At 66.7% G+C, this 18,237-nt stretch carries 14 protein-coding genes and 2 tRNA genes; 7 read left to right on the top strand and 9 right to left on the bottom strand.

From position 1 onward, the window contains the following. Window position 1: 1 nt before the first annotated feature. Window positions 2-925: a PPK2 family polyphosphate kinase gene (locus QP997_RS02440; protein WP_284846100.1), complete on the top strand. Its 924-nt coding sequence runs from the start codon at window positions 2-4 to the stop codon at window positions 923-925. Between the two features lie 84 nt (window positions 926-1,009). Here the strand turns inward: QP997_RS02440 and QP997_RS02435 are convergent. From QP997_RS02435 to eno, 5 genes are all read right to left on the bottom strand, one after another. Further along, window positions 1,010-1,083 (bottom strand) — tRNA-Leu (locus tag QP997_RS02435). A 30-nt stretch (window positions 1,084-1,113) separates the two neighbouring features. Further along, window positions 1,114-2,115 carry a Ppx/GppA phosphatase family protein gene (locus tag QP997_RS02430; RefSeq protein WP_284846099.1) on the bottom strand — a complete coding sequence of 334 codons (1,002 nt, stop codon included), beginning with the start codon at window positions 2,113-2,115 and terminating at the stop codon, window positions 1,114-1,116. A gap of 4 nt (window positions 2,116-2,119) precedes the next feature. Further along, entirely contained in the window at window positions 2,120-2,719 is a 600-nt protein-coding gene (locus QP997_RS02425) for a DUF501 domain-containing protein (protein ID WP_070758619.1), read from the bottom strand. Between the two features lie 74 nt (window positions 2,720-2,793). Continuing rightward, window positions 2,794-3,507, bottom strand: coding sequence for an FtsB family cell division protein (locus tag QP997_RS02420; RefSeq protein ID WP_284846098.1), 714 nt, complete (start codon window positions 3,505-3,507; stop codon window positions 2,794-2,796). 25 nt (window positions 3,508-3,532) lie between these two features. Further along, window positions 3,533-4,810, bottom strand: a complete 1,278-nt coding sequence (gene eno, locus QP997_RS02415; RefSeq protein WP_284846097.1) for a phosphopyruvate hydratase — start codon at window positions 4,808-4,810, stop codon at window positions 3,533-3,535. Window positions 4,811-5,009: 199 nt separating this feature from the next. Here eno and QP997_RS02410 point away from each other — a divergent pair, with 199 nt between their 5' ends. After that, the gene (locus tag QP997_RS02410) at window positions 5,010-5,645 is read left to right on the top strand and encodes an 8-oxoguanine DNA glycosylase OGG fold protein (RefSeq protein ID WP_284846096.1); all 636 of its coding nucleotides are present in this window, start codon (window positions 5,010-5,012) and stop codon (window positions 5,643-5,645) included. A 32-nt stretch (window positions 5,646-5,677) separates the two neighbouring features. Here the strand turns inward: QP997_RS02410 and QP997_RS02405 are convergent, their stop codons facing one another. The 4 genes from QP997_RS02405 to mfd form a co-directional block, all read right to left on the bottom strand. Next, the gene (locus tag QP997_RS02405; protein WP_148813079.1) at window positions 5,678-6,445 is read right to left on the bottom strand and encodes a lytic transglycosylase domain-containing protein; all 768 of its coding nucleotides are present in this window, start codon (window positions 6,443-6,445) and stop codon (window positions 5,678-5,680) included. Between the two features lie 151 nt (window positions 6,446-6,596). Beyond that, complete coding sequence (locus tag QP997_RS02400; protein ID WP_284758789.1) at window positions 6,597-7,280, bottom strand: metal-dependent transcriptional regulator; 684 nt, start codon at window positions 7,278-7,280, stop codon at window positions 6,597-6,599. Between the two features lie 10 nt (window positions 7,281-7,290). After that, the gene (locus QP997_RS02395) at window positions 7,291-8,811 is read right to left on the bottom strand and encodes a MazG nucleotide pyrophosphohydrolase domain-containing protein (protein WP_284846095.1); all 1,521 of its coding nucleotides are present in this window, start codon (window positions 8,809-8,811) and stop codon (window positions 7,291-7,293) included. Between the two features lie 47 nt (window positions 8,812-8,858). Further along, complete coding sequence (gene mfd / locus QP997_RS02390; RefSeq protein ID WP_284846094.1) at window positions 8,859-12,608, bottom strand: transcription-repair coupling factor; 3,750 nt, start codon at window positions 12,606-12,608, stop codon at window positions 8,859-8,861. 157 nt (window positions 12,609-12,765) lie between these two features. On the opposite strand from mfd, the gene QP997_RS02385 reads away from it, so the two are divergent. The 5 genes from QP997_RS02385 to QP997_RS02365 all read left to right on the top strand — a co-directional run bounded on the left by QP997_RS02385 (window position 12,766) and on the right by QP997_RS02365 (window position 18,147). Next, window positions 12,766-12,837 (top strand) — tRNA-Gln (locus QP997_RS02385). A gap of 1 nt (window position 12,838) precedes the next feature. Further along, window positions 12,839-14,188, top strand: coding sequence for an MFS transporter (locus QP997_RS02380; RefSeq protein ID WP_284846093.1), 1,350 nt, complete (start codon window positions 12,839-12,841; stop codon window positions 14,186-14,188). A gap of 205 nt (window positions 14,189-14,393) precedes the next feature. After that, window positions 14,394-15,866: a bifunctional UDP-N-acetylglucosamine diphosphorylase/glucosamine-1-phosphate N-acetyltransferase GlmU gene (gene glmU / locus QP997_RS02375; RefSeq protein WP_284846203.1), complete on the top strand. Its 1,473-nt coding sequence runs from the start codon at window positions 14,394-14,396 to the stop codon at window positions 15,864-15,866. A 164-nt stretch (window positions 15,867-16,030) separates the two neighbouring features. Beyond that, window positions 16,031-17,002: a ribose-phosphate diphosphokinase gene (locus QP997_RS02370; protein ID WP_012359833.1), complete on the top strand. Its 972-nt coding sequence runs from the start codon at window positions 16,031-16,033 to the stop codon at window positions 17,000-17,002. A gap of 185 nt (window positions 17,003-17,187) precedes the next feature. Continuing rightward, complete coding sequence (locus QP997_RS02365; protein ID WP_284846092.1) at window positions 17,188-18,147, top strand: hypothetical protein; 960 nt, start codon at window positions 17,188-17,190, stop codon at window positions 18,145-18,147. Window positions 18,148-18,237 lie beyond the last annotated feature (90 nt).

The raw sequence follows: 18,237 nt of genomic DNA, 5'->3' as shown, positions 1-18,237 counted from the left end.
TATGAGCTTTGGAATGAACAACGCTCTCGGGCTGCGCGCGCCCAAGGGCAACATCGACCTCAAGTCATTCAACCCTCGCGAAACCCCGGGGGTGAGGGGCAAAGGCGAGAAGTTCGAGAAGCGGGTCAACAAGGCCTATAAGAAGATCGCCGAGGAACTGCGCGCCGAGCAGGCCAAGCTCTACGCAAACGGTGCCAGCGACGAGCAGGTCGGCAGCATCCTCATCATCCTGCAGGGCGTGGACGCCTCCGGTAAGAGCGGTGCCACCAACGCGATCCTGCAGGCCGTGTCCCCGCAGGGCGTGAACGTCGCCACCTTCGCAGAACCGGTCGAGTCGATCGACGATACCGACAACCGCGACTTCCTGTCCCGCATCCGCCACGAGCTGCCGGGCAACGGCGAGATCGCGATCTTCGACCGCTCCTACTACGAAGACGTCCTGGTCTCCCGCGTGGAGGGGCTCAGCGACGTCGAGGAAATCGACCGCCGCTACGACGCCATCCGTCGCTTCGAGAAGAAGCTCGAGGCCGACGGCACCCGTGTCATCAAGGTTCTCCTACACATTTCCCCGCAGTTCCAGACCAAGAGCTTCCTCTCCCGCCTCCGCAACCCGGCGCAGCGCTGGCGCTACTCCCCCAGCGACCTCGGCGTGCAGAAGAAGTGGGATGAATACCAAGAGGCTTATGCCCGTGCCATTGAGAAGACGAACGATGTTGCCCCGTGGTACATCGTGCCCAGCGATAAGCAGGACTACGCCCGCCTGGTCGTGCGCTACCTGCTGCTCAACGAGCTGCGAAACATGAAGCTGGAGTGGCCAGAGGTCGACTTCAACCTCGAGAAGCAGCTGAAGAAGGTCGAGAAGGCCGCCGTCAAGGCCGAAGAGAAGGCAGCCAAGGAAGACGAGAAGGCAACAAAGAACAGCTAGGCGGCGGCGCACAGCCACCGGCTGCAATAGCGAACACTACTAGCGAAGCCAGGCGGGAGAGGCGCTCTCCAGCCTGGCTTTTCGTACCCCCAGTCGGGTTCGAACCGACACTGGGCGGATTTTAAGTCCGCTGCCTCTGCCAATTGGGCTATGGGGGCATAGGGTCCGCGCGCTAGCGCGCACGGATTCTAAGCGCCGTTTCGGCGCATAACTTTTGCCAACATACCATCGAGGATGTCTTTCTCACTGATCGTGATCTCCTCGACGCCCAGGGCCAGGAAGCGGCTGGCGACCGCGTCGATGACCACCGCGCCACCTCCGACGACGTCCGCGCGGCCGGGGTGCATGGGACCGCACTCGAGGCGCTGGTCGACGGTCTTATCCCGCAGGTCGATGGCGGTATCCCGGAACGTGCGCAGCGGCAAGCGACTCAGGTGGATCTTCTCCGGCTGGTAGCTATCCAGCCCCTGCGTGATCGCGCTGAGCGTGGTCATGGTCCCGGCCACACCCACCAGGCGAGTCACGCCGGTGAGGTCGACGTGCTCCTCCACCTCGCGGATCTGCTCGGCGACGTAGTCCTCCGCCGCTGCGATTTCCTCCGCGGTCGGCGGATTGCTGTGCAGATAGCGCTCGGTGAGCCGAACGCAGCCCATATTCGCGGAGTAGGCCTCGACCGTACCGGTGTCCGCGACGGCGCCGTCGGCGTCGACGTCATGGACGACGAACTCGGTGGAGCCGCCACCCAAGTCGATGACGCAGATGCGCTCCGGGGTTCCGGACGGCAGGTCTGCGACGGCCCCGGCGAAGCTTAGCTCCGCCTCCTGCTCGCCGCTGATGACCTCAGCCTGGCGCCCCTCAACGATCCGGCCCAGGTGGCGGGCGGTGATGGCGAAGAACTCGTCGCGGTTCTTCGCATCGCGGGTAGCGCTCGTCGCCCCCATCATCACGTCCTCGACGTTGTGGTCCACCATGCGCTGGGCGTAGGTGGCCAGGGCGTCGTCGACACGTTGGAGGGCCTCCGGTGCGAAACCACCCGTGGCGTCCACACCCTGACCGAGCCGGACGATGATGTTATCGCGGTTGAGCTCCGTCAGCGTCCCGTCGGCCGCCCGCTCGGAGATGAGCAGTCGGATGGAGTTCGTGCCGCAGTCGATCGCGGCGAAGCGACGTGGGGCGTCGGCCTGGGCCATGTGTCTAGCTCCTCTGGTCTCGTTCGCGCTCGGGCAGGAACATGCCGGTGTTCTCCGCTCCCTCCACGGTAGTGGCCTGGACGAGGGAGATACCCAGCTCCTCGGAGGTCGGCCAATCGGCCGGGATCGCGGTGCCGGACAGGCTCGGGTCGTGCTCCACGGCCAGCGCCACGGTCTCGGTCCCGAGCCGGAGGCGTTCCGGCCCCTCGGCCAGCGCGTAGGCCATGAGGACGTGCAGGCACTTCACCCGATCGGGCATGCCCCCGCCCGAGAACTCAGTGCCGAGGTCCTCCATTGCGTTGCGCGTGGCCAGGTAGTGCTCGTGGGCAGCCTGGTAGTCCCGCTGCAGCTCCTCGTCCTCACCGAGGCGTTCCTGCATTGTCTTCATGACGCCGGCGACCTCCAGGCGGCTGGCCTCTGCGGTCAGTCGGGGGTCGGTGAGGTAGTACAGCGTCGGGAACGGGGTGCCGTCCGGCAGCCGGGGGTGGGTCTTCACGACGGCTGGCTGGCCGTCCGGGGTTCGGTAGCTGACCTCCACCGCGCCGCGCGGCTCTCGGCCGAGCTGGGCGGCCATGATGTCCAGGTCTTCACGACTGACCGTCATTCATTCTCCTCTTGAAAAAGCCCGCGGGCTTGGGTCTTTCCAAGCTCTTCCGCGGGGCGTGCCGACTCCGGCGATTATGGCTGATTCTCGGGCAGGATCGGAAGTTTCATATCGCCGCTTGGCTGTTCGCCACCCTCGGGGTTGCCGCCGGGGTCCTGATCCTCGCCCTGCCCGGCGGGGGCGCTACCGGCGTCGCCCGGAGCTTCCTCCCCAGGTTCGACGGCCACGGAGTCCCACAGCTTCTTAAACCACGGGCTGTTCTCGTATTCCTGCTCCGACGGGCTCTTCCCCGCCCCGGGGGCGTCCTCCCCCGCCGCCCCGGTGATCTTCGGCGAGATGATGCGGTAGGCGGACTCGCCGGGCTCGATCACGCCGAGCCGGATGCGAGCCTGCTCCTTGAGGTAGTCCTCGTTTTCGAAGCGGTTGAGCTCCGCCTGGAGCTCCGCTTTGTGGCGCTCCTGCTCCTGGATGGTGTTCTGCAGCTGGGCCAGCTCCGTGCGCTGTTCGTAGTAGTTGCGCAGCGGGGTGGCCAGGGACAGGGCCATCAGACCGACCACCAGGATCACAACGATCGCGGCAACGGGGCTCATTCGGGACGGCAGGGCGACGAAGCGGCGTGCCACGCGCTTGGGTACCTGCCGCATCCGACGGCGACGGGCCTGATTGCGCTCCATGGAGCGGGCCTGCGGCAGCCGCTGGCCCGCGGAATCCGCTGAATCCGCGTTCGCCCCACCGCGCTGGTCACTGCCAGCGGGGCGGGGCGAATGATCGCGGGAGGGGTGGGTCATAACGGGCTATTCTAGTCCGCTCGCCCTAGTTCTTGAAGCGGGGGAAAGCGGAGCGACCCGCGTAGACTGCTGCGCTCTCCAGGTAGCGCTCGATGCGCAGCAGCTGGTTGTACTTCGCCACGCGCTCGGAGCGAGCCGGGGCACCGGTCTTGATCTGGCCGCAGTTCAGGGCGACGGCCAGGTCGGCGATGGTGGTGTCCTCGGTCTCGCCGGAGCGGTGGGACATCATGGTGCGGTAACCGTTGCGGTGTGCCAGCTCCACGGCGTCGAAGGTCTCGGAGAGGGTACCGATCTGGTTCACCTTGACCAGCAGGGCGTTGGCCGCCCCACGGTCGATGCCCTCCTGCAGGCGGGCCGGGTTGGTGACGAAGAGGTCATCGCCCACGATCTGGATCTTGTCGCCGAGCTTCTCGGTGAGGGTGACGTAGCCCTCCCAGTCGTCCTCGTCCAGCGGGTCCTCGATGGAGACAATCGGGTACTGCTCGACCAGGTCGGCGTAGACCTCAACCATCTCGGCAGAGCTGTGCTTGCCGCCCTCGAAGTTGTACACGCCGTCTTCGTAGAACTCGGAGGAAGCCACGTCCAGAGCCAGGGCGACGTCCTCGCCCAGGGTGTAGCCGGCCTTCTCGATGGCCTCGACGATGAGATCCAGGGCTGCCTTGGTGGACTCGACGGATGGGGCGAAGCCGCCCTCGTCGCCCAGGCCGGTGGACAGGCCCTTGGCCTTAATGACGGCCTTGAGGCTGTGGTAGACCTCGGCGCCGACCTGCAGTGCCTCGGCGAAGGTCTCCGCGCCGATCGGGGCGATCATGAACTCCTGGACGTCCACGCCGGAGTCCGCGTGCGCGCCACCGTTGAGAATGTTCATCATTGGCACCGGCAGGACGTGGCCGTTCGGGCCACCGACGTAGCGGAAGAGCTCCAGGCCAGCGGAGTCAGCGGCGGCGTGGGCGACGGCCATGGACACGCCGAGCAGGGCGTTGGCGCCCAGGCGGGACTTATTCTCGGTGCCGTCGAGCTCCAGCAGGGTCTGGTCGATGAGGCGCTGATCGTCAGCCTCCAGGCCAGCCAGAGCGTCGTCGATCTCGGTGTTGACGAACTCGACAGCCTTGGCAACACCCTTGCCCAGGTAGCGATCGCCGCCGTCGCGCAGCTCGTGCGCCTCGTGGACACCGGTGGACGCGCCCGAAGGCACGGCGGCACGGCCCATCGAACCGTCGTCGAGGATGACCTCGACCTCGACGGTGGGGTTACCGCGGGAGTCCATGATCTCCAGCGCGCTGACGTTAAGGATTCCGGCCATCTGTGTCTGCCTCCTAGGCACATTCGACGTTGCTTTGACCACTGGCGTGGGCGGGGGTAAGCCGGGCACCATCGCACCGGCCCCGGACCCGAAAGCCAGGAACTATTCTAGCCACCTCTATTTTGCCATGCGCCCGCCATTCGACCTCCGATCGACCCACACGCCTCGCCCTCGCGCCACGTTCTGCCACAATGGGGCCATGAATCAGATCGTTGATGCTGTAAATAAAGTGTCCCCCACCACCGAGAAGGTCATGAACGACTCGGTCACCTTCTCCCCTCGCCGCTGGAAGTCCGGCTGGCCGTTCCACCTGCGCCATGTCCCACCCTTCCGGGACGACGCCACCGCCTCCATCACGCGCGCGGAAGTGTTTAGCTTCGCGGAAGACGCCGTTGCTTCCGGCTACGCCCGGGATCGGGTCATCGACTTCATCGGTGCTGCCTTCGCCTACGGGGCGGGTCAGTCCCAGGCGGTGCTGCCGTTGCAGCAGTTCCTGCGCAACAAGGCCAAGGCCGCCAGCCTGCTCAAGACGATCCCGACCCTGGAGTCCAAGGAGCCAGCAGCGCAGTACGAGGCGCTGACGAAGATCGGGCTGCCGGCGAAGTTCGCCTCCTATATCGCCTACTTCCTTGCCGGCCCGCAGGCTGCCGGTGAGGATAAGCCGCTGGTGATCTGCTCCAACCGCGCGAAGATCGCGGGCCTGGAGAAGGATTCCGACTGGTCCGCCGCGGACTACGGCACCTACCTCGCCGCGGTGCGCGAGGCTCGCGACGGCGTCGACCCGGAGCTGCCGCTCGACGCCGTCGAGTGGGCTATGCGCGAGTCGGTGCGTTAAACCGCACCCTGGAGCCAGTCCTTTACAGCGCGCTACATGATGCTGGCGGCCTGCCCCAGCGCGTAATTCGCCGCGGCGTCGCGGACGTCGCGGACGTACTGATCCGACTGGTTATAGGAGCGAATCGCCTGCGTCCACCCCTCCGGGGTGCTCAAGTCGCGGCCGAAGTCGCAGAGCAAGCGGGCAGCCGCGGCAGTTGCGTCGTCGATGTTCTGCGGATCCGCCACCCCGTCGCCGTTGGCGTCCACCCCGTAGTGCTGCCAGGTTTCGGGGATGAACTGCATCGGCCCCATCGCGCGGTCGAATTCCTTGTCCCCGTCGAGCTTGCCGCCGTCCGTGTCCTCGATGCGGGCGAACTTCTCCCCGTTGAGCTGGGGACCGAAGATTTTCGGGTCCGCGGTTCCCTGATCATTGAGCTTCGTGCCGCGCAGGGTCCAACCGGCGTAGGAGCCGTGCTTGGTTTCCACGAAGCCCAGGCCGGCGAGGGTGTTCCAACGCAGCCCGCACTCCGGGCGGGTCTGGCGGGCGATGTTCTCCGCATTCCCGTAGGCGATCAGGGCCTGATAGGGGATGTTCGTCTCCGACACCTGACCACGCGCCCAACGGGCCAGCTGGTTGGCGGTGCGTCCCGGCTGATGAATATCAATGGTCGGCGCAGGAGCTGCCGCGGCGGGCGGGACGTCGTCCGGGATGGGAAGACGATTGGCCTTGATCGGCGAGTTTCCGGTGAAGGCGGCCACCAGAAAACCCACCAGGGCGATGATGCTCAGCAGGGCGACCACGACGACGCCGCAGCCCATCACAGCGCACCCGGAGCGGCGACGGCGTGGGACCGAGGCCGCGGGCTCGTAGCGGTTGCGATTCACAGGACTTCCTTCCCGCTGGCGCGCTGAATAGCGCCCTTGCGGCGTGATTTGGGCATAGGCAAAGAATGATACCGGTGGCGGTGGGCTACGCGGGACGGATGCACCGAACCGCGGCTAACTGCGCGGCGGGCAGGGACACCACCGAACCGGATCGCGTACCGGACACGATACTGAATTCGGCGAGCGCTTCGAAAGGCCGGGGGTCGACGCGAATGTGAACCCCGGGGGTCACGCCACTGCCCTCCAGGTGACGGAGCAGGTCAGGATCGGAGTCGGAGACCCGCTCCACGCACAACACATCGCCGACGGCTGCCTCGGAAAGCGGGAAGGACTCGGTTTCGGGGAGCTGGCCCGCCGCGTTCGGGATCGGATCGCCGTGCGGGTCCCGGTCCGGGTAGCCCATCAGCTCGTCGATGCGGGCGAGGAATTTCTCGCTGACGGCGTGCTCGAGCTCCTCGGCCTCGTCGTGAACCTCATCGAGGGAATAGCCCAGCTCACGGCAGAGATAGGTTTCGATCAGCCGGTGGCGGCGCACCATCTGAATCGCGAGCTCATGACCCAAGTCCGTCAGGGTGATGGGCGCGTAGGGGCGGTGATTGACTAGCCCCTGGGCCGCTAGCCGCTTCACGGCCTCGGAGGCGGTGGAGTTCTGCTGGCCAACCTTGGCAGCGAGCTGGGTCAGCCCCACTCCAGTGCCGCTCCACTCCTGGACGTCGAAGATCGCCTTGAGGTAGTCCTGCGAGCGGAAAGGAAGATCGGAAAGGCGCACGGCGAAGGCTCTAGCGTCCCATCCGGTCGAGCTGCTGGCGGAAGTTCTGAACCGCCTTGAGCAGGCGGTCCTCCGCCCCACCTGGCTCGTCGAGCTCGAGGCCGACCATCGGGTAGCGGATATCCGTCGGGATGTCTGCATCCCGCAGGCCGCGCTCGCGGGCCTCGCGGATGATCTCATCGGCTGCGGACAGCGCGGAGGTGTGGCGCGGCTGGGTTGCCTGAACTGGCTGAGCGACTGGGGCTGGCTGCGCTGCCTGCTGCGGCTGTGCCTGGGTCGCGTGTGCAGTCTGGGCGGGCTGAGAGACGGGGCTGGCCGACTTCGCCGACGCCCCCTGGCCAGCGTTATCGTCCTTGGCGGTGGCCTGCGCACCCAGCGGGCCACGCTGCGACTGATCAGCTTGCTGCTCAGCGGCCTGCTGCTTCAGCTCAGCCTTCCGGTCCAGGTAATCGCGGAAGGCTGGGCCGTGTGCCTCACGCTTGCGCTGCTCCTGAGCCTGCTTACCGGCACGCCACAGGTCGTTTTGCTCCTGAATACCCACCGCGCGCTCGACATCCTCGAAAAGGTACGGTGCGCGGTCACGCAGCTTCGCGACGAACGCGCCGGCCACGTGCCCGATGTCGAAAGCGCCCCGGCGGTTCGCGATCTCCGCGTGGAAGAGCACCTGCAGCAGCACGTCCGAAAGCTCCTCGCAGAGGTCCTGCTCGGCCCACTCGGGGACCTCGCCATCACCATCGGCCTGGTCTTCGGAGCCCACGGCGGCGAGGACGTCCCGCAGCTCGATGGTGCTCGCCAACTCCTCGGTCTCCTCCCGCAGGAAGGGCACCAGGTCGGCGTGGGTCATGGACTGCTCCCACTTGCCCTGGCGCAGTGCGCGGGCCATCAGCGCCACGGCATCCTCGATCTCATCCATGACGGACTCGGGCACCTCGGTGCGCGCGGTGCGGCGGCTACCCGCCACGGCGGCGGTGTGCTCATCAGCGGAAAGAACCTCGCCCTCGACGAAACCCTCGCCACTATAGGCAGCCGAGGCTGCGGCGTCGGCGGCGTAGTCCGCATCCGCCTGCTGGGAGCTCGGCTGGTGGTACAGGTGCGCGGACTGCTGATAGGCATCGTCCACGGCATCGACGTACTGCTGATAAGACTCCAGCGCCTCCGCCGGGTCCTGCTCCCCCATCCCGGACATCGCCTGGCCGATGGCCTCCGCGGAGGGCAGCGCGGGCGTGTGCGCCGGGGCGAGCTCACCGGAATCCCGCGGCCCGATCTCCCGATCTGGGGCGAGGTGCACCAGCAGGCTCGGGGCTGCCAGCAGCTCGTCGCCCTCCTCGATCCGCTCAATGACCAGGTCGTTTCGCAGATCGGTGGTGACGAGGACGTCGGACTCGTAGACCGTGTGTCCGCCGAGGTCGCCGATGACCCAGCGGATGCGGATCGGCACCTCCTCCGTATAGGAAACCTTGCCACTGAGCAGGGTCACGGCGTCGACGGGAATCATCGAGGGGAATCGAGGATCGAGGAGTACGACTGTCATGGGGCTAAAGTTTACGCTAGTGACTCGGAAGTTTTCGCACCGAGGGGCTAACGCGTCGGGGCACTACCTCCCCTGATGTCCCGTTCCGGGATCCCAGCCAGCTGGGTGAGTGCATTCGCACACCACTGCGCCAGCGGCACATCCCGCAACGCGACCGCCCGCATCCCCGCACCCTCCTTCGGCGCCGGAATAACCACGACCTTGGTGGTGGCCCGGTACGTCGCCCCCGGGAATAGGCGCTTCAACCGCACCTGGCCGGAGTCCTGCAGATCAATGGGGCTGAAGCTGATGCGAGATCCCGTCGCCACAACCTCCGAGACCCCCAGGTCACGGCAGATCAACCGCAGCCGGGACAGCACCGCGAGGTTGGTCACCTGGGCCGGCGGCTCGCCGTAGCGATCCCGGAACTCGGTGAGCACCTCCTCAATCTGGTCCTCATCCTGCGCCTCCGCGAGCTTGCGGTAAGCCTCCAGGCGGAGCCGCTCGGAGGCCACGTAGGTCACCGGGATGTGCGCGTCCACCGGCAAGTCAATGCGGATCTCCTTCTTCTCCTCCTCGCGTCCGTCCACCGGCTTGCCGTCGGCCATCGCACGGAAGGCCTCCACCGCCTCACCAACGAGGCGGACATAGAGGTCGAAGCCCACTCCCGCGATGTGCCCCGACTGCTCGGCCCCAAGGACGTTGCCGGCGCCGCGCATCTCCAGGTCCTTCATCGCGACGGCCATGCCCGCGCCGAGCTCGTTGTTCTGCGCGATGGTGGACAGCCGGTCGTAGGAGGTCTCGGTGAGCACCTCACCCTTCGGATAGAGGAAGTAGGCATAGGCACGCTCCCGGGACCGGCCCACGCGCCCGCGCAGCTGGTGCAGCTGGGATAGGCCCATGTGGTGGGCGTTCTCCACGATCAGGGTGTTGGCGTTCGAGATGTCCAGGCCGGTCTCCACGATGGTGGTGCACACCAGGATGTCGAACTCCCGGTTCCAGAAGCCCTCCACGGTGGTTTCCAGCTGCTCCTCGCTCATCTGGCCGTGGGCGACCACGACCCGGGCTTCGGGCACGAGGTTGCGGATGTGCTCCGCCGCCTTCTCGATGGATTTCACCCGGTTGTGGATGTAGAACACCTGACCGTCGCGCAGCAGCTCGCGGCGGATTGCGGCAGCGACGTGCTTATCCTCCTGGGCTCCGACGTAGGTCAGCACGGGGTGGCGGTCCTGCGGCGGTGTGAGGATGGTCGACATTTCGCGGATGCCAGCCATGGACATCTCCAGCGTGCGTGGGATCGGGGTGGCGGACATGGTCAGGACGTCCACGTGGGTACGCAGGGACTTGATGTGCTCCTTGTGCTCCACGCCGAAGCGCTGTTCCTCGTCGACGATGATGAGGCCCAGGTTCTTCCAGGTCACGCCGGTCTGCAGCAGGCGGTGGGTGCCCACGACGATGTCGATGGTCCCCTCGGCCAGCCCCTTGAGGATCTCCTTGGACTGCGCAGGAGTGGTGAACCGGCTCAGCTCCGCGATACGGGTCGGGAAGTCCTGCATCCGCTCCCGGAAGGTCTTCATGTGCTGCTGCGCGAGCAGCGTCGTCGGGACGAGGACGGCGACCTGCTTGCCCGACTGAACGGCCTTGAAGGCGGCACGCACCGCGACCTCCGTCTTGCCGTAGCCCACGTCGCCCACGATGACGCGGTCCATCGGCACCGGCTTTTCCATGTCGGACTTCACGGCTTCGATGGCGTTGAACTGGTCCTCGGTCTCCGTGAAGGGGAAGGCCTCCTCCATCTCCCGCTGCCACGGGCTATCCGGGGCGAAGGCGTAGCCCGGCGCGGCTTGACGCTGGGCGTAGAGCTGCACGAGCTCCCCGGCGATTTCCCGGACGGCCTTGCGGGCCTTGCGTTTGGTGTTCTTCCAATCCGCCCCACCCATCTTGGACAGGGCGGGTTTCTCGCCGCCGACGTAGCGGGACAGCAGGTCGAGCTGGTCCATGGGGACGTAGAGCTGGTCGCCCGGTCCTCCCCGCTTGCTGGGTGCGTATTCGAGGACGAGGTACTCGCGGCGGGAGGCGTCCGCCCCCTTGCCGACGGTGCGCTCGGTCATCTTCACAAACTTGCCGATGCCGTGGGAGTCATGGACCACCAGGTCGCCGGGCTCCAGGGCCAGCGGATCGACACGGTTGCGGCGCTTGGCTGGCTTGCGCTTACCGGTCGCCGCCGCCTCCACGCGGTTGCCAGTGACGTCTGTTTCGGTGAGGAACAGCAGGCTAGGCTGGTCTCCCCCAGCCATTGGGAAGACGAGGCCATCGTGGGCGACCGCGTGGTAGATGCTGACCTTCTTCGGTGCCGGCTCCTGGTCCGGGGTCGCCTTGGATGTGGCCTGGCGGCCGATGCCGCGCTGGCCGCGCAGGTCCACCCCCACAGCTTCGGCGGCGATGCCTGCCTCGTGGAAGCGACGCAGCATGCGGGCAGCGACGGTGGGCGTTGGGGCGGCGAAGGCGACCCTGCCACCGGCCTCCACGCGGGTGCGGATATCGGCCATCATCTGCTCGATGGCCTCCATCTCACCGCGGGGCTGGGGCGCGGCGTCGTAATCCAGCAGGAGGGCGTCGCCGTCGAAGCCTTCGTCGGAATCCAACATGCCGAGCGGGGATAGCGTCCACCACGGCCTCTCCAGTGCTGCCTGGGCATGCCGGGCCGCGGCGACGGACACGTAGGCCACGCCGTCGGCAGGAGCGTCCGCTCCCATGGCCGCGGCCTCCCAACCGGCCTCGAGGAACTGCTCGCCGGTCTCCTTCAGGTCTGCGGCGCGGCGCTCGACAGCGGCCGGGGCCAGCACGATGGTGTGCGTGCCATCGGGCAGGAATTCCGGCAGGAGCTTCAGCTCACCGTCGTGGAGGCTCGGGATCAGTGCTTCCATGCCGGGCACCGCGATCTTCTCACTGATCTTGTGGTACACATCCGCCAGCTCGGCATAGCTGGCGTTTTCCTTAGCCAGTTCCGCGGCGCGGGTGGCCACGGAGTCGGTGATGAGCAGCTCGCGGGCTGGATAGACGGTGACCTCGTCGAGCTCAACACCTGGGATGGTGCGCTGATCGCCGACGCTGAAGGGCCGGATGTCGGAGACCTCGTCGCCCCAGAATTCCACGCGCACGGGCAGCTCCCCCGTTGCCGGGAAGACGTCGAGAATGCCGCCGCGCACCGCGAAGTGACCGCGCTTGGCGACCACGTCCACCGCGGAGTAGCCGCGCTCCACCAGCTCGTGCTGGATCTGTTCGAAGTCCACCTCCTGGTCGACGGCGAGGTGGACGGGGGTCACGGCACCGAGGCTGTCCTGGATGGGCTGCACCAGCGTGCGCACCGGCGCGACAACCACCCGGATCCGGGTCTCGGTCTCCCCCAGCTCGCCGGCGGTCTGCCGGTGCAGGCGGCGGAGCACCTTCATGCGTTGGGAGACGGTCTCCACGTTCGGGGAGATGCGCTCGTGCGGCAGGGTCTCCCAGGCGGGCATGAGCTCCACCTCGTCGCCCAGCATGGCCTTGAGCTGCTCGGTGAGGTCCTCGGCCTGCCGGGCGGTCGCGGTGATGACCAGCACCGGGGCGTGCTGGGCGACCGTGCCGACGGCGAAGGGCCACACCGCGTCCGGGCCTTGGATCGCCAACTGCGCAGCACCGATGTGGGTGACCAGGCCCTTGAGCTTCGAGTCGCGCGCGGCGGCCCGCAGCACACCCGACAGCGCGGGAGCCGCGTGCCCCCTATTCCCTGGTGCGGACGTATTTTGGCTTGCCGATGGGCGGACCGTGGTACTCATAGCGCCCCAGTGTAGCCGTGGGGGCAGACACCCCTACCCCGTGGCCTGCGGAGCCCCGGTGCCCTGGCGCTTCGGCGGTTTGCCACCCGTCGCGCGGCATGGGGTAGGGTGTTAAGCCGTTAGCGTCGTCCTGCGGGATCTTCGACGGCTAGCGTTTTCCCCCATGGTGTAATTGGCAACACTGCGGTTTTTGGTACCGTCATTCTAGGTTCGAGTCCTGGTGGGGGAGCATGACGAGCGAAGACCAACAAGCTCAGGCCCCTACTCACTCCGAGCAGGGGCCTTTTTCGACGCGCCTGTCCCACAAACTGATCGGTAAGCCACCGCAGTCCGATCTGCCGAATGTGGAGCAGAACGGGCTGCGCTTCTCCACGGCCTTTGGTTTTCAAAACATCGGCGACCAGATCATGAGCGCGAAGACGACGCTGCCGTGGCTGCTGCAGATGCTGGCCGCGCCCGCGTGGATCGCGCCACTGTTGGTGCCGATCCGGGAGTCCGGGTCGATGCTGCCGCAGGCGGGGCTCCGCCCGTGGATCCAGGCCCGCTCCCGCCGGCTGCCGATCCTGCTGCTGGGCACGCTGGGCCAGGCGCTGGGCTGCATCATCGCGATGTGCGCTGCCCTGTTCACCTCCGGCACGGCAGCTGGCCTGCTGATCCTCTTCGGCCTCGCGCTGCTCGCCGCCTCCCGTTCGCTGGTGTCGCTGACGAGTAAGGACATCCAGGGCCGCACGATGCCGAAGGGCTACCGCGGCCGGGTCACTGGTTTCGCGACGACGCTCGCGGGTGCGGTGACCATCGTGGTGGGCCTGATCATCGCCGCCCTGCGTGACAGCCTGAGCCCCGGAACCTTCGGCGTGCTTTTTGCGGCCGGTGCCGGTGCCTGGCTGGTGAGTTTCCTGCTCTTCAAGGGGATTCAGGAGCCGCTGGTGGACGAGGAAGATCTCGCTGAGCCGCCCCATTCCTTCGTCGAGATGAATCGCGCCATCTGGGACGACATGTGGGGCCTGGTGCGGGACGACAAGCCCTTCCGCAACTTCGTGCTGGTCCGTTCCCTCATGCTCGCCTCCGCCCTCTCCCCCACCTTCCTGGTCACGCTGCAGGGCCGGGCTGGTTCGAGCGTGACCGGCCTGGGCCTGTTCGTCGTGGCCGCGGGCCTGGCCTCGCTGGCCGCCGGCCGGGTCTCTGGCGCATTGTCGGATAAATCCTCGAAGAACACCCTTTCGGGCGGCGCGCTGTTTGCCGTCGTTCTGCTGCTGATCACCATCGGCCTGGCCCTGGCCTGGGAGGACGCCCTGTACTGGTGGCTACCCGTAGCCTTCTTCGGTATCTCGGTGGCACACGCGGCCATCCGGGTGTCCCGGTCGACCTATGTGGTGGACATGGCTGAGGGCGATCAACGCACCCGCTATGTCTCGGTCTCCAACACGCTCATGGGCATCATCCTGCTGCTCATCGGTGCGCTGACCGCGCTGTTGAGCCTCATGGGGACCCTCTGGGCGCTCGGCGCTCTAGCTGCGTTCGGCGCGCTGGGCTCCCTGCTCGCGGCGAAGCTGCCCGAGGTTTCCGCCCGGCAGAATTAGGCCCCACCTGATCAGGCGCGCGACACAGCCCCGCAGCCCGCGAAGCTTTGTCCGGCGCGGCGGTTATGCTGGTGTACTACCAAGACCGTCCACACCCGATTTTCAAGGAGGGGCTGCCGCCGTGTCGCGCACTCCGAACAGGAACCAAGCCACCGACCAGCCAACGCACACCCAGACCACGGGAGCTGGTGGGACGTCTGCGGGGGTGGACCTGGCCGTCGTCATCCTCGCTGCGGGCGCCGGGACACGCATGAAGTCGGCCACGCCGAAGACCCTGCACGCCATCGGAGGACGCACTCTGCTGGCCCACAGTCTCCACGCCGCGGCGGGCGCGCAGCCAAGCAACATGGTGGCCGTGATCGGGCACGGCCGCGAGCAGGTCGGCCCGGCCTGCGAGCAGGTGGCCCAAGACCTGGGCCGGAAGATCCACCTGGCCGTCCAGGAGGAGCAGAACGGCACCGGGCACGCCGTCCAGTGCGCGATGGAGGAGCTGGCGGACTTCCAGGGCACCGTCATCGTCACCAACGCCGACGTCCCACTGCTGACGGGTGAGACGATCACCGCGCTGTACCGCTCCCACACCGAGGTACCGACCGCGGTGACGGTGCTCTCCGTCGAGCAGGACAACCCGACCGGTTACGGCCGCATCGTACGATCCGAATACGGCGACGTCATGCAGATCGTCGAGGAAAAGGACGCCACCGAGGAACAGCGGGCGATCACCGAGGTCAACTCCGGTGTCTTCGCCTTCGACGCCGAGATCCTGCGGGACGCGCTGAGCCGCCTGAACACGGATAACGCGCAGGGCGAGCTCTACCTCACCGACGTGCTGTCCATCGCCCGGGCCGATGGCCACCCGGTGCGCGCCCACACCGCCAACGATGCCGCGGAACTCGCGGGCGTGAACGACCGAGTTCAGCTGGCCCGCGCCGGTGAGGAGCTCAACCGCCGCGTGCTGGAGCGCACGATGCGCGGCGGGGCGACAATCGTGGACCCGCACAGCACCCGCATCGACGTAGATGTTCAGGTCGGCCAGGACGTCACGATCCTGCCGGGCACCCAGCTGCTGGGCCGCACCCGGATCGCGGATAACGCCACCGTGGGCCCGGATACGACCCTGCAGGACACGACCGTTGGCGAGGGCGCATCCGTGGTGCGCACCCACGCCCTCAGCTCCACCATCGGTGCCCGCGCCACCGTCGGCCCGTTCACCTACCTGCGCCCCGGCACTGAGCTCGGCGAGGAGGGCAAGCTGGGTGGCTTCGTCGAGACGAAGAACGCCACCATCGGGCGTGGTTCGAAGGTGCCGCACCTGACCTACGTGGGTGATGCCACCATCGGCGAGTACAGCAACATCGGGGCCTCCAGCGTCTTCGTCAACTACGACGGGGTGAACAAGCACCACACCACAATCGGCTCGCACGTGCGCACCGGCTCGGACACGATGTTCATCGCGCCGGTCACCGTCGGCGATGGCGCCTATTCCGGGGCTGGCACGGTCATCAAGGAGGACGTCCCCGCCGGCGCTCTGGCCGTCTCCGGTGGTCAGCAGCGAAACATTGAGGGCTGGGTGGTCAAGCGCCGCCCCGGCACCCCGGCGGCGGAGGCCGCGCAACGCGCCGCTAGCGACGCTGCTACCCCGCAGCCCGAAGGTGAGACCCCGGAGCAGGGGCAGTAGACCTAGCCCTCGTTGGTTCTTTAAACCCAGGGCAATTATCATCAGTTCATGTAAAGCTGGTCACTGCGGCGAGCGGGTGGCGTCCTCAAAGATCCTGCGCAAGGGTCGACGGGCGGCAACGTACCAGCGAACACAAGAAAACAAATCCTCGGGAAGGCTGATCTGTGTCCACCACTCACTGGATCGACAACCAAAAGAACCTCATGCTGTTTTCGGGTCGTGCGCACCCGGAGCTGGGTGAGGCAGTAGCCCGCGAGCTTGGTGTCGAGCTGACTCCGACCACGGCGCGCAACTTCGCCAACGGCGAGATCTTCGTGCGCTTCGAGGAGTCCGTCCGTGGCTCCGACGCTTTCGTCCTGCAGTCCCACCCGCAGCCGCTGAATGACTGGCTGATGGAGCAGCTGCTGATGATCGACGCCCTGAAGCGTGGCTCGGCGAAGCGGATCACGGCGATCCTCCCGTTCTACCCTTACGCCCGCCAGGACAAGAAGCACCGCGGCCGCGAGCCAATCTCTGCTCGCCTGGTCGCTGACCTGTTCAAGGCCGCTGGCGCGGACCGCCTGGTCTCTGTGGATCTGCACACCGACCAGATCCAGGGCTTCTTCGATGGTCCGGTCGACCACATGCACGCGCTGCCGATCCTGACCAAGCACATCCAGGAGAACTACAACCTGGACAACATCGTGGTCGTCTCCCCGGATGCTGGCCGCGTGAAGGAGTCCGAGAAGTGGGCCAACCAGCTGGGCGGCGCCCCGCTGGCCTTCATCCACAAGACCCGCGACATCGACGTGGCCAATAAGGTCACCTCCAACCGCGTGGTCGGCGACGTCGAGGGCCGCACCTGCGTGCTGCTGGACGACATGATCGACACCGGTGGCACCATCGCAGGTGCTGTGCAGGTGCTGAAGAACGCCGGCGCGGGCGACGTCATCATCGCCACGACCCACGGTGTCTTCTCCGGCCCGGCCCGCGAGCGCCTCAGCGAGTGCGGTGCCCGTGAGATCATCACCACCGACACCCTGCCGCAGAGCACCGAAGGCTGGGATAACCTCACGGTTCTCTCCGTGGCCCCGCTGGTGGCAAAGACGATCCACGAGATCTTCGAGAACGGCTCGGTGACCACTCTCTTCGAGTAGTCCCCTGCGCCTGCCTGCGCGCTCCACCCCCGTTTCCGCCCGCCTGTGGGCGGAACCGGGGGTGTTTTGCTGTTGCAGGGCGGGTTTAGCAGGACCCCGAGCGACCTCTCAGCTAATCTTTAGCTTCGATCACGTTCCTTATGCCGGGCGGCCCCTGCCCCTCCCGGCATGCAGTGGAGGTTTCTATGCGCCGCTCCGCCATCCCCGCCGTCCTGGTCGCCGGTCTGCTCGCCCTGAGCAGTTGCTCCAGCCTCCAGTCCGATGACAACGCCTCCGGCCCGCCGACGGTGACGGTGACCACCACGAAGCCGGGCAAGGCCCCGAAGCCGACGGGAGGCAAGGGCTCAGAGGGAAAGAGCTCGAAAGGCAGCAGCGAAGGCGACGAAGACGGCAACGCGGAGCCGAGCGGACGCGGCGTGACGGACGTTCCGGCCTCCACATTCGACAGCGGGGACATCGGCGCGCGCATGTTCTTAGTCAAGAGCCTGGGCACCGTCTGCGCGGACTACAGCCGCAAGAAGCGCGGCACGGAGGGCTACCAACTGCTGTGTTCGAACATGCAGGAGCGCCTGCCGGGGCTGTACTCGGAACCCGCCAGCGGCTTGGGACCACAACCGCAAAACGAGTTTGGGCTCGCCACTGGCCCCACGGGTCCCGCGTGGACGTCTCGTACTTCGCTCACCAGCCCGGGCGGTGGAAGCATGCAGCCTCCGAAGGAGTTGAAGCCCGGACAGCGGGTTACCCTTGGCGAGGTCACCTGCACGGCAGGCCGAAAGGACCTGGAGTGCGAGTCCAAAACTGGTCCGGATTTCAGGAGCACCAAACCCCACCGCATACGTGTGACGGATAAAGAGATCTACGTCGATGACAGCGAGGTACCACTCGGCGGGACGTGCGCACCGGTGAAGGCCAAGGATGGCAAGAAGCTGGTTGCTCGGTTGACCCGTGGCGACAACGACTGCAAGACGATGCGCGCCACCCTGCAGGAATATGCGGATGGCGGGTATAGCAACCACGGCCCCGGCGAGGTGAGCACCGGTTATCGCTGCATGCTCGGAGCCACCGCGGAAGGCCAGAAGGGAGACGGCTCCTGCACTGAGAAGAACCGCGGGCAGTACTCGTCCTTCACCATCGAGTTCGTTTAATTTGCGTCTGCGACGTCCGCGTTGCCAATCTTCCCGCCCTGCCCGTCCCCACGTCGCGCCACCGCCCCACCCGCATCAGGCGCCACACTG

The organism is Corynebacterium sp. MSK039 (assembly GCF_030232315.1).
In the GTDB taxonomy this organism is placed as follows: domain Bacteria; phylum Actinomycetota; class Actinomycetes; order Mycobacteriales; family Mycobacteriaceae; genus Corynebacterium.
Note: the sequence above shows the minus strand (reverse complement) of the source record. Positions and strands in the feature narration are given on the sequence as shown.

What these genes read in the sequence shown, in the direction of transcription:
- QP997_RS02440 (WP_284846100.1), top strand. Translation starts at nt 2, where the DNA reads ATGAGCTTTGGAATGAACAACGCTCTCGGGCTGCGCGCGCCCAAGGGC.
- QP997_RS02430 (WP_284846099.1), bottom strand. Translation starts at nt 2,115, where the DNA reads ATGGCCCAGGCCGACGCCCCACGTCGCTTCGCCGCGATCGACTGCGGC.
- QP997_RS02425 (WP_070758619.1), bottom strand. Translation starts at nt 2,719, where the DNA reads ATGACGGTCAGTCGTGAAGACCTGGACATCATGGCCGCCCAGCTCGGC.
- QP997_RS02420 (WP_284846098.1), bottom strand. Translation starts at nt 3,507, where the DNA reads ATGACCCACCCCTCCCGCGATCATTCGCCCCGCCCCGCTGGCAGTGAC.
- eno (WP_284846097.1), bottom strand. Translation starts at nt 4,810, where the DNA reads ATGGCCGGAATCCTTAACGTCAGCGCGCTGGAGATCATGGACTCCCGC.
- QP997_RS02410 (WP_284846096.1), top strand. Translation starts at nt 5,010, where the DNA reads ATGAATCAGATCGTTGATGCTGTAAATAAAGTGTCCCCCACCACCGAG.
- QP997_RS02405 (WP_148813079.1), bottom strand. Translation starts at nt 6,445, where the DNA reads ATGGGCTGCGGCGTCGTCGTGGTCGCCCTGCTGAGCATCATCGCCCTG.
- QP997_RS02395 (WP_284846095.1), bottom strand. Translation starts at nt 8,811, where the DNA reads ATGACAGTCGTACTCCTCGATCCTCGATTCCCCTCGATGATTCCCGTC.
- mfd (WP_284846094.1), bottom strand. Translation starts at nt 12,608, where the DNA reads ATGAGTACCACGGTCCGCCCATCGGCAAGCCAAAATACGTCCGCACCA.
- QP997_RS02380 (WP_284846093.1), top strand. Translation starts at nt 12,839, where the DNA reads ATGACGAGCGAAGACCAACAAGCTCAGGCCCCTACTCACTCCGAGCAG.
- QP997_RS02365 (WP_284846092.1), top strand. Translation starts at nt 17,188, where the DNA reads ATGCGCCGCTCCGCCATCCCCGCCGTCCTGGTCGCCGGTCTGCTCGCC.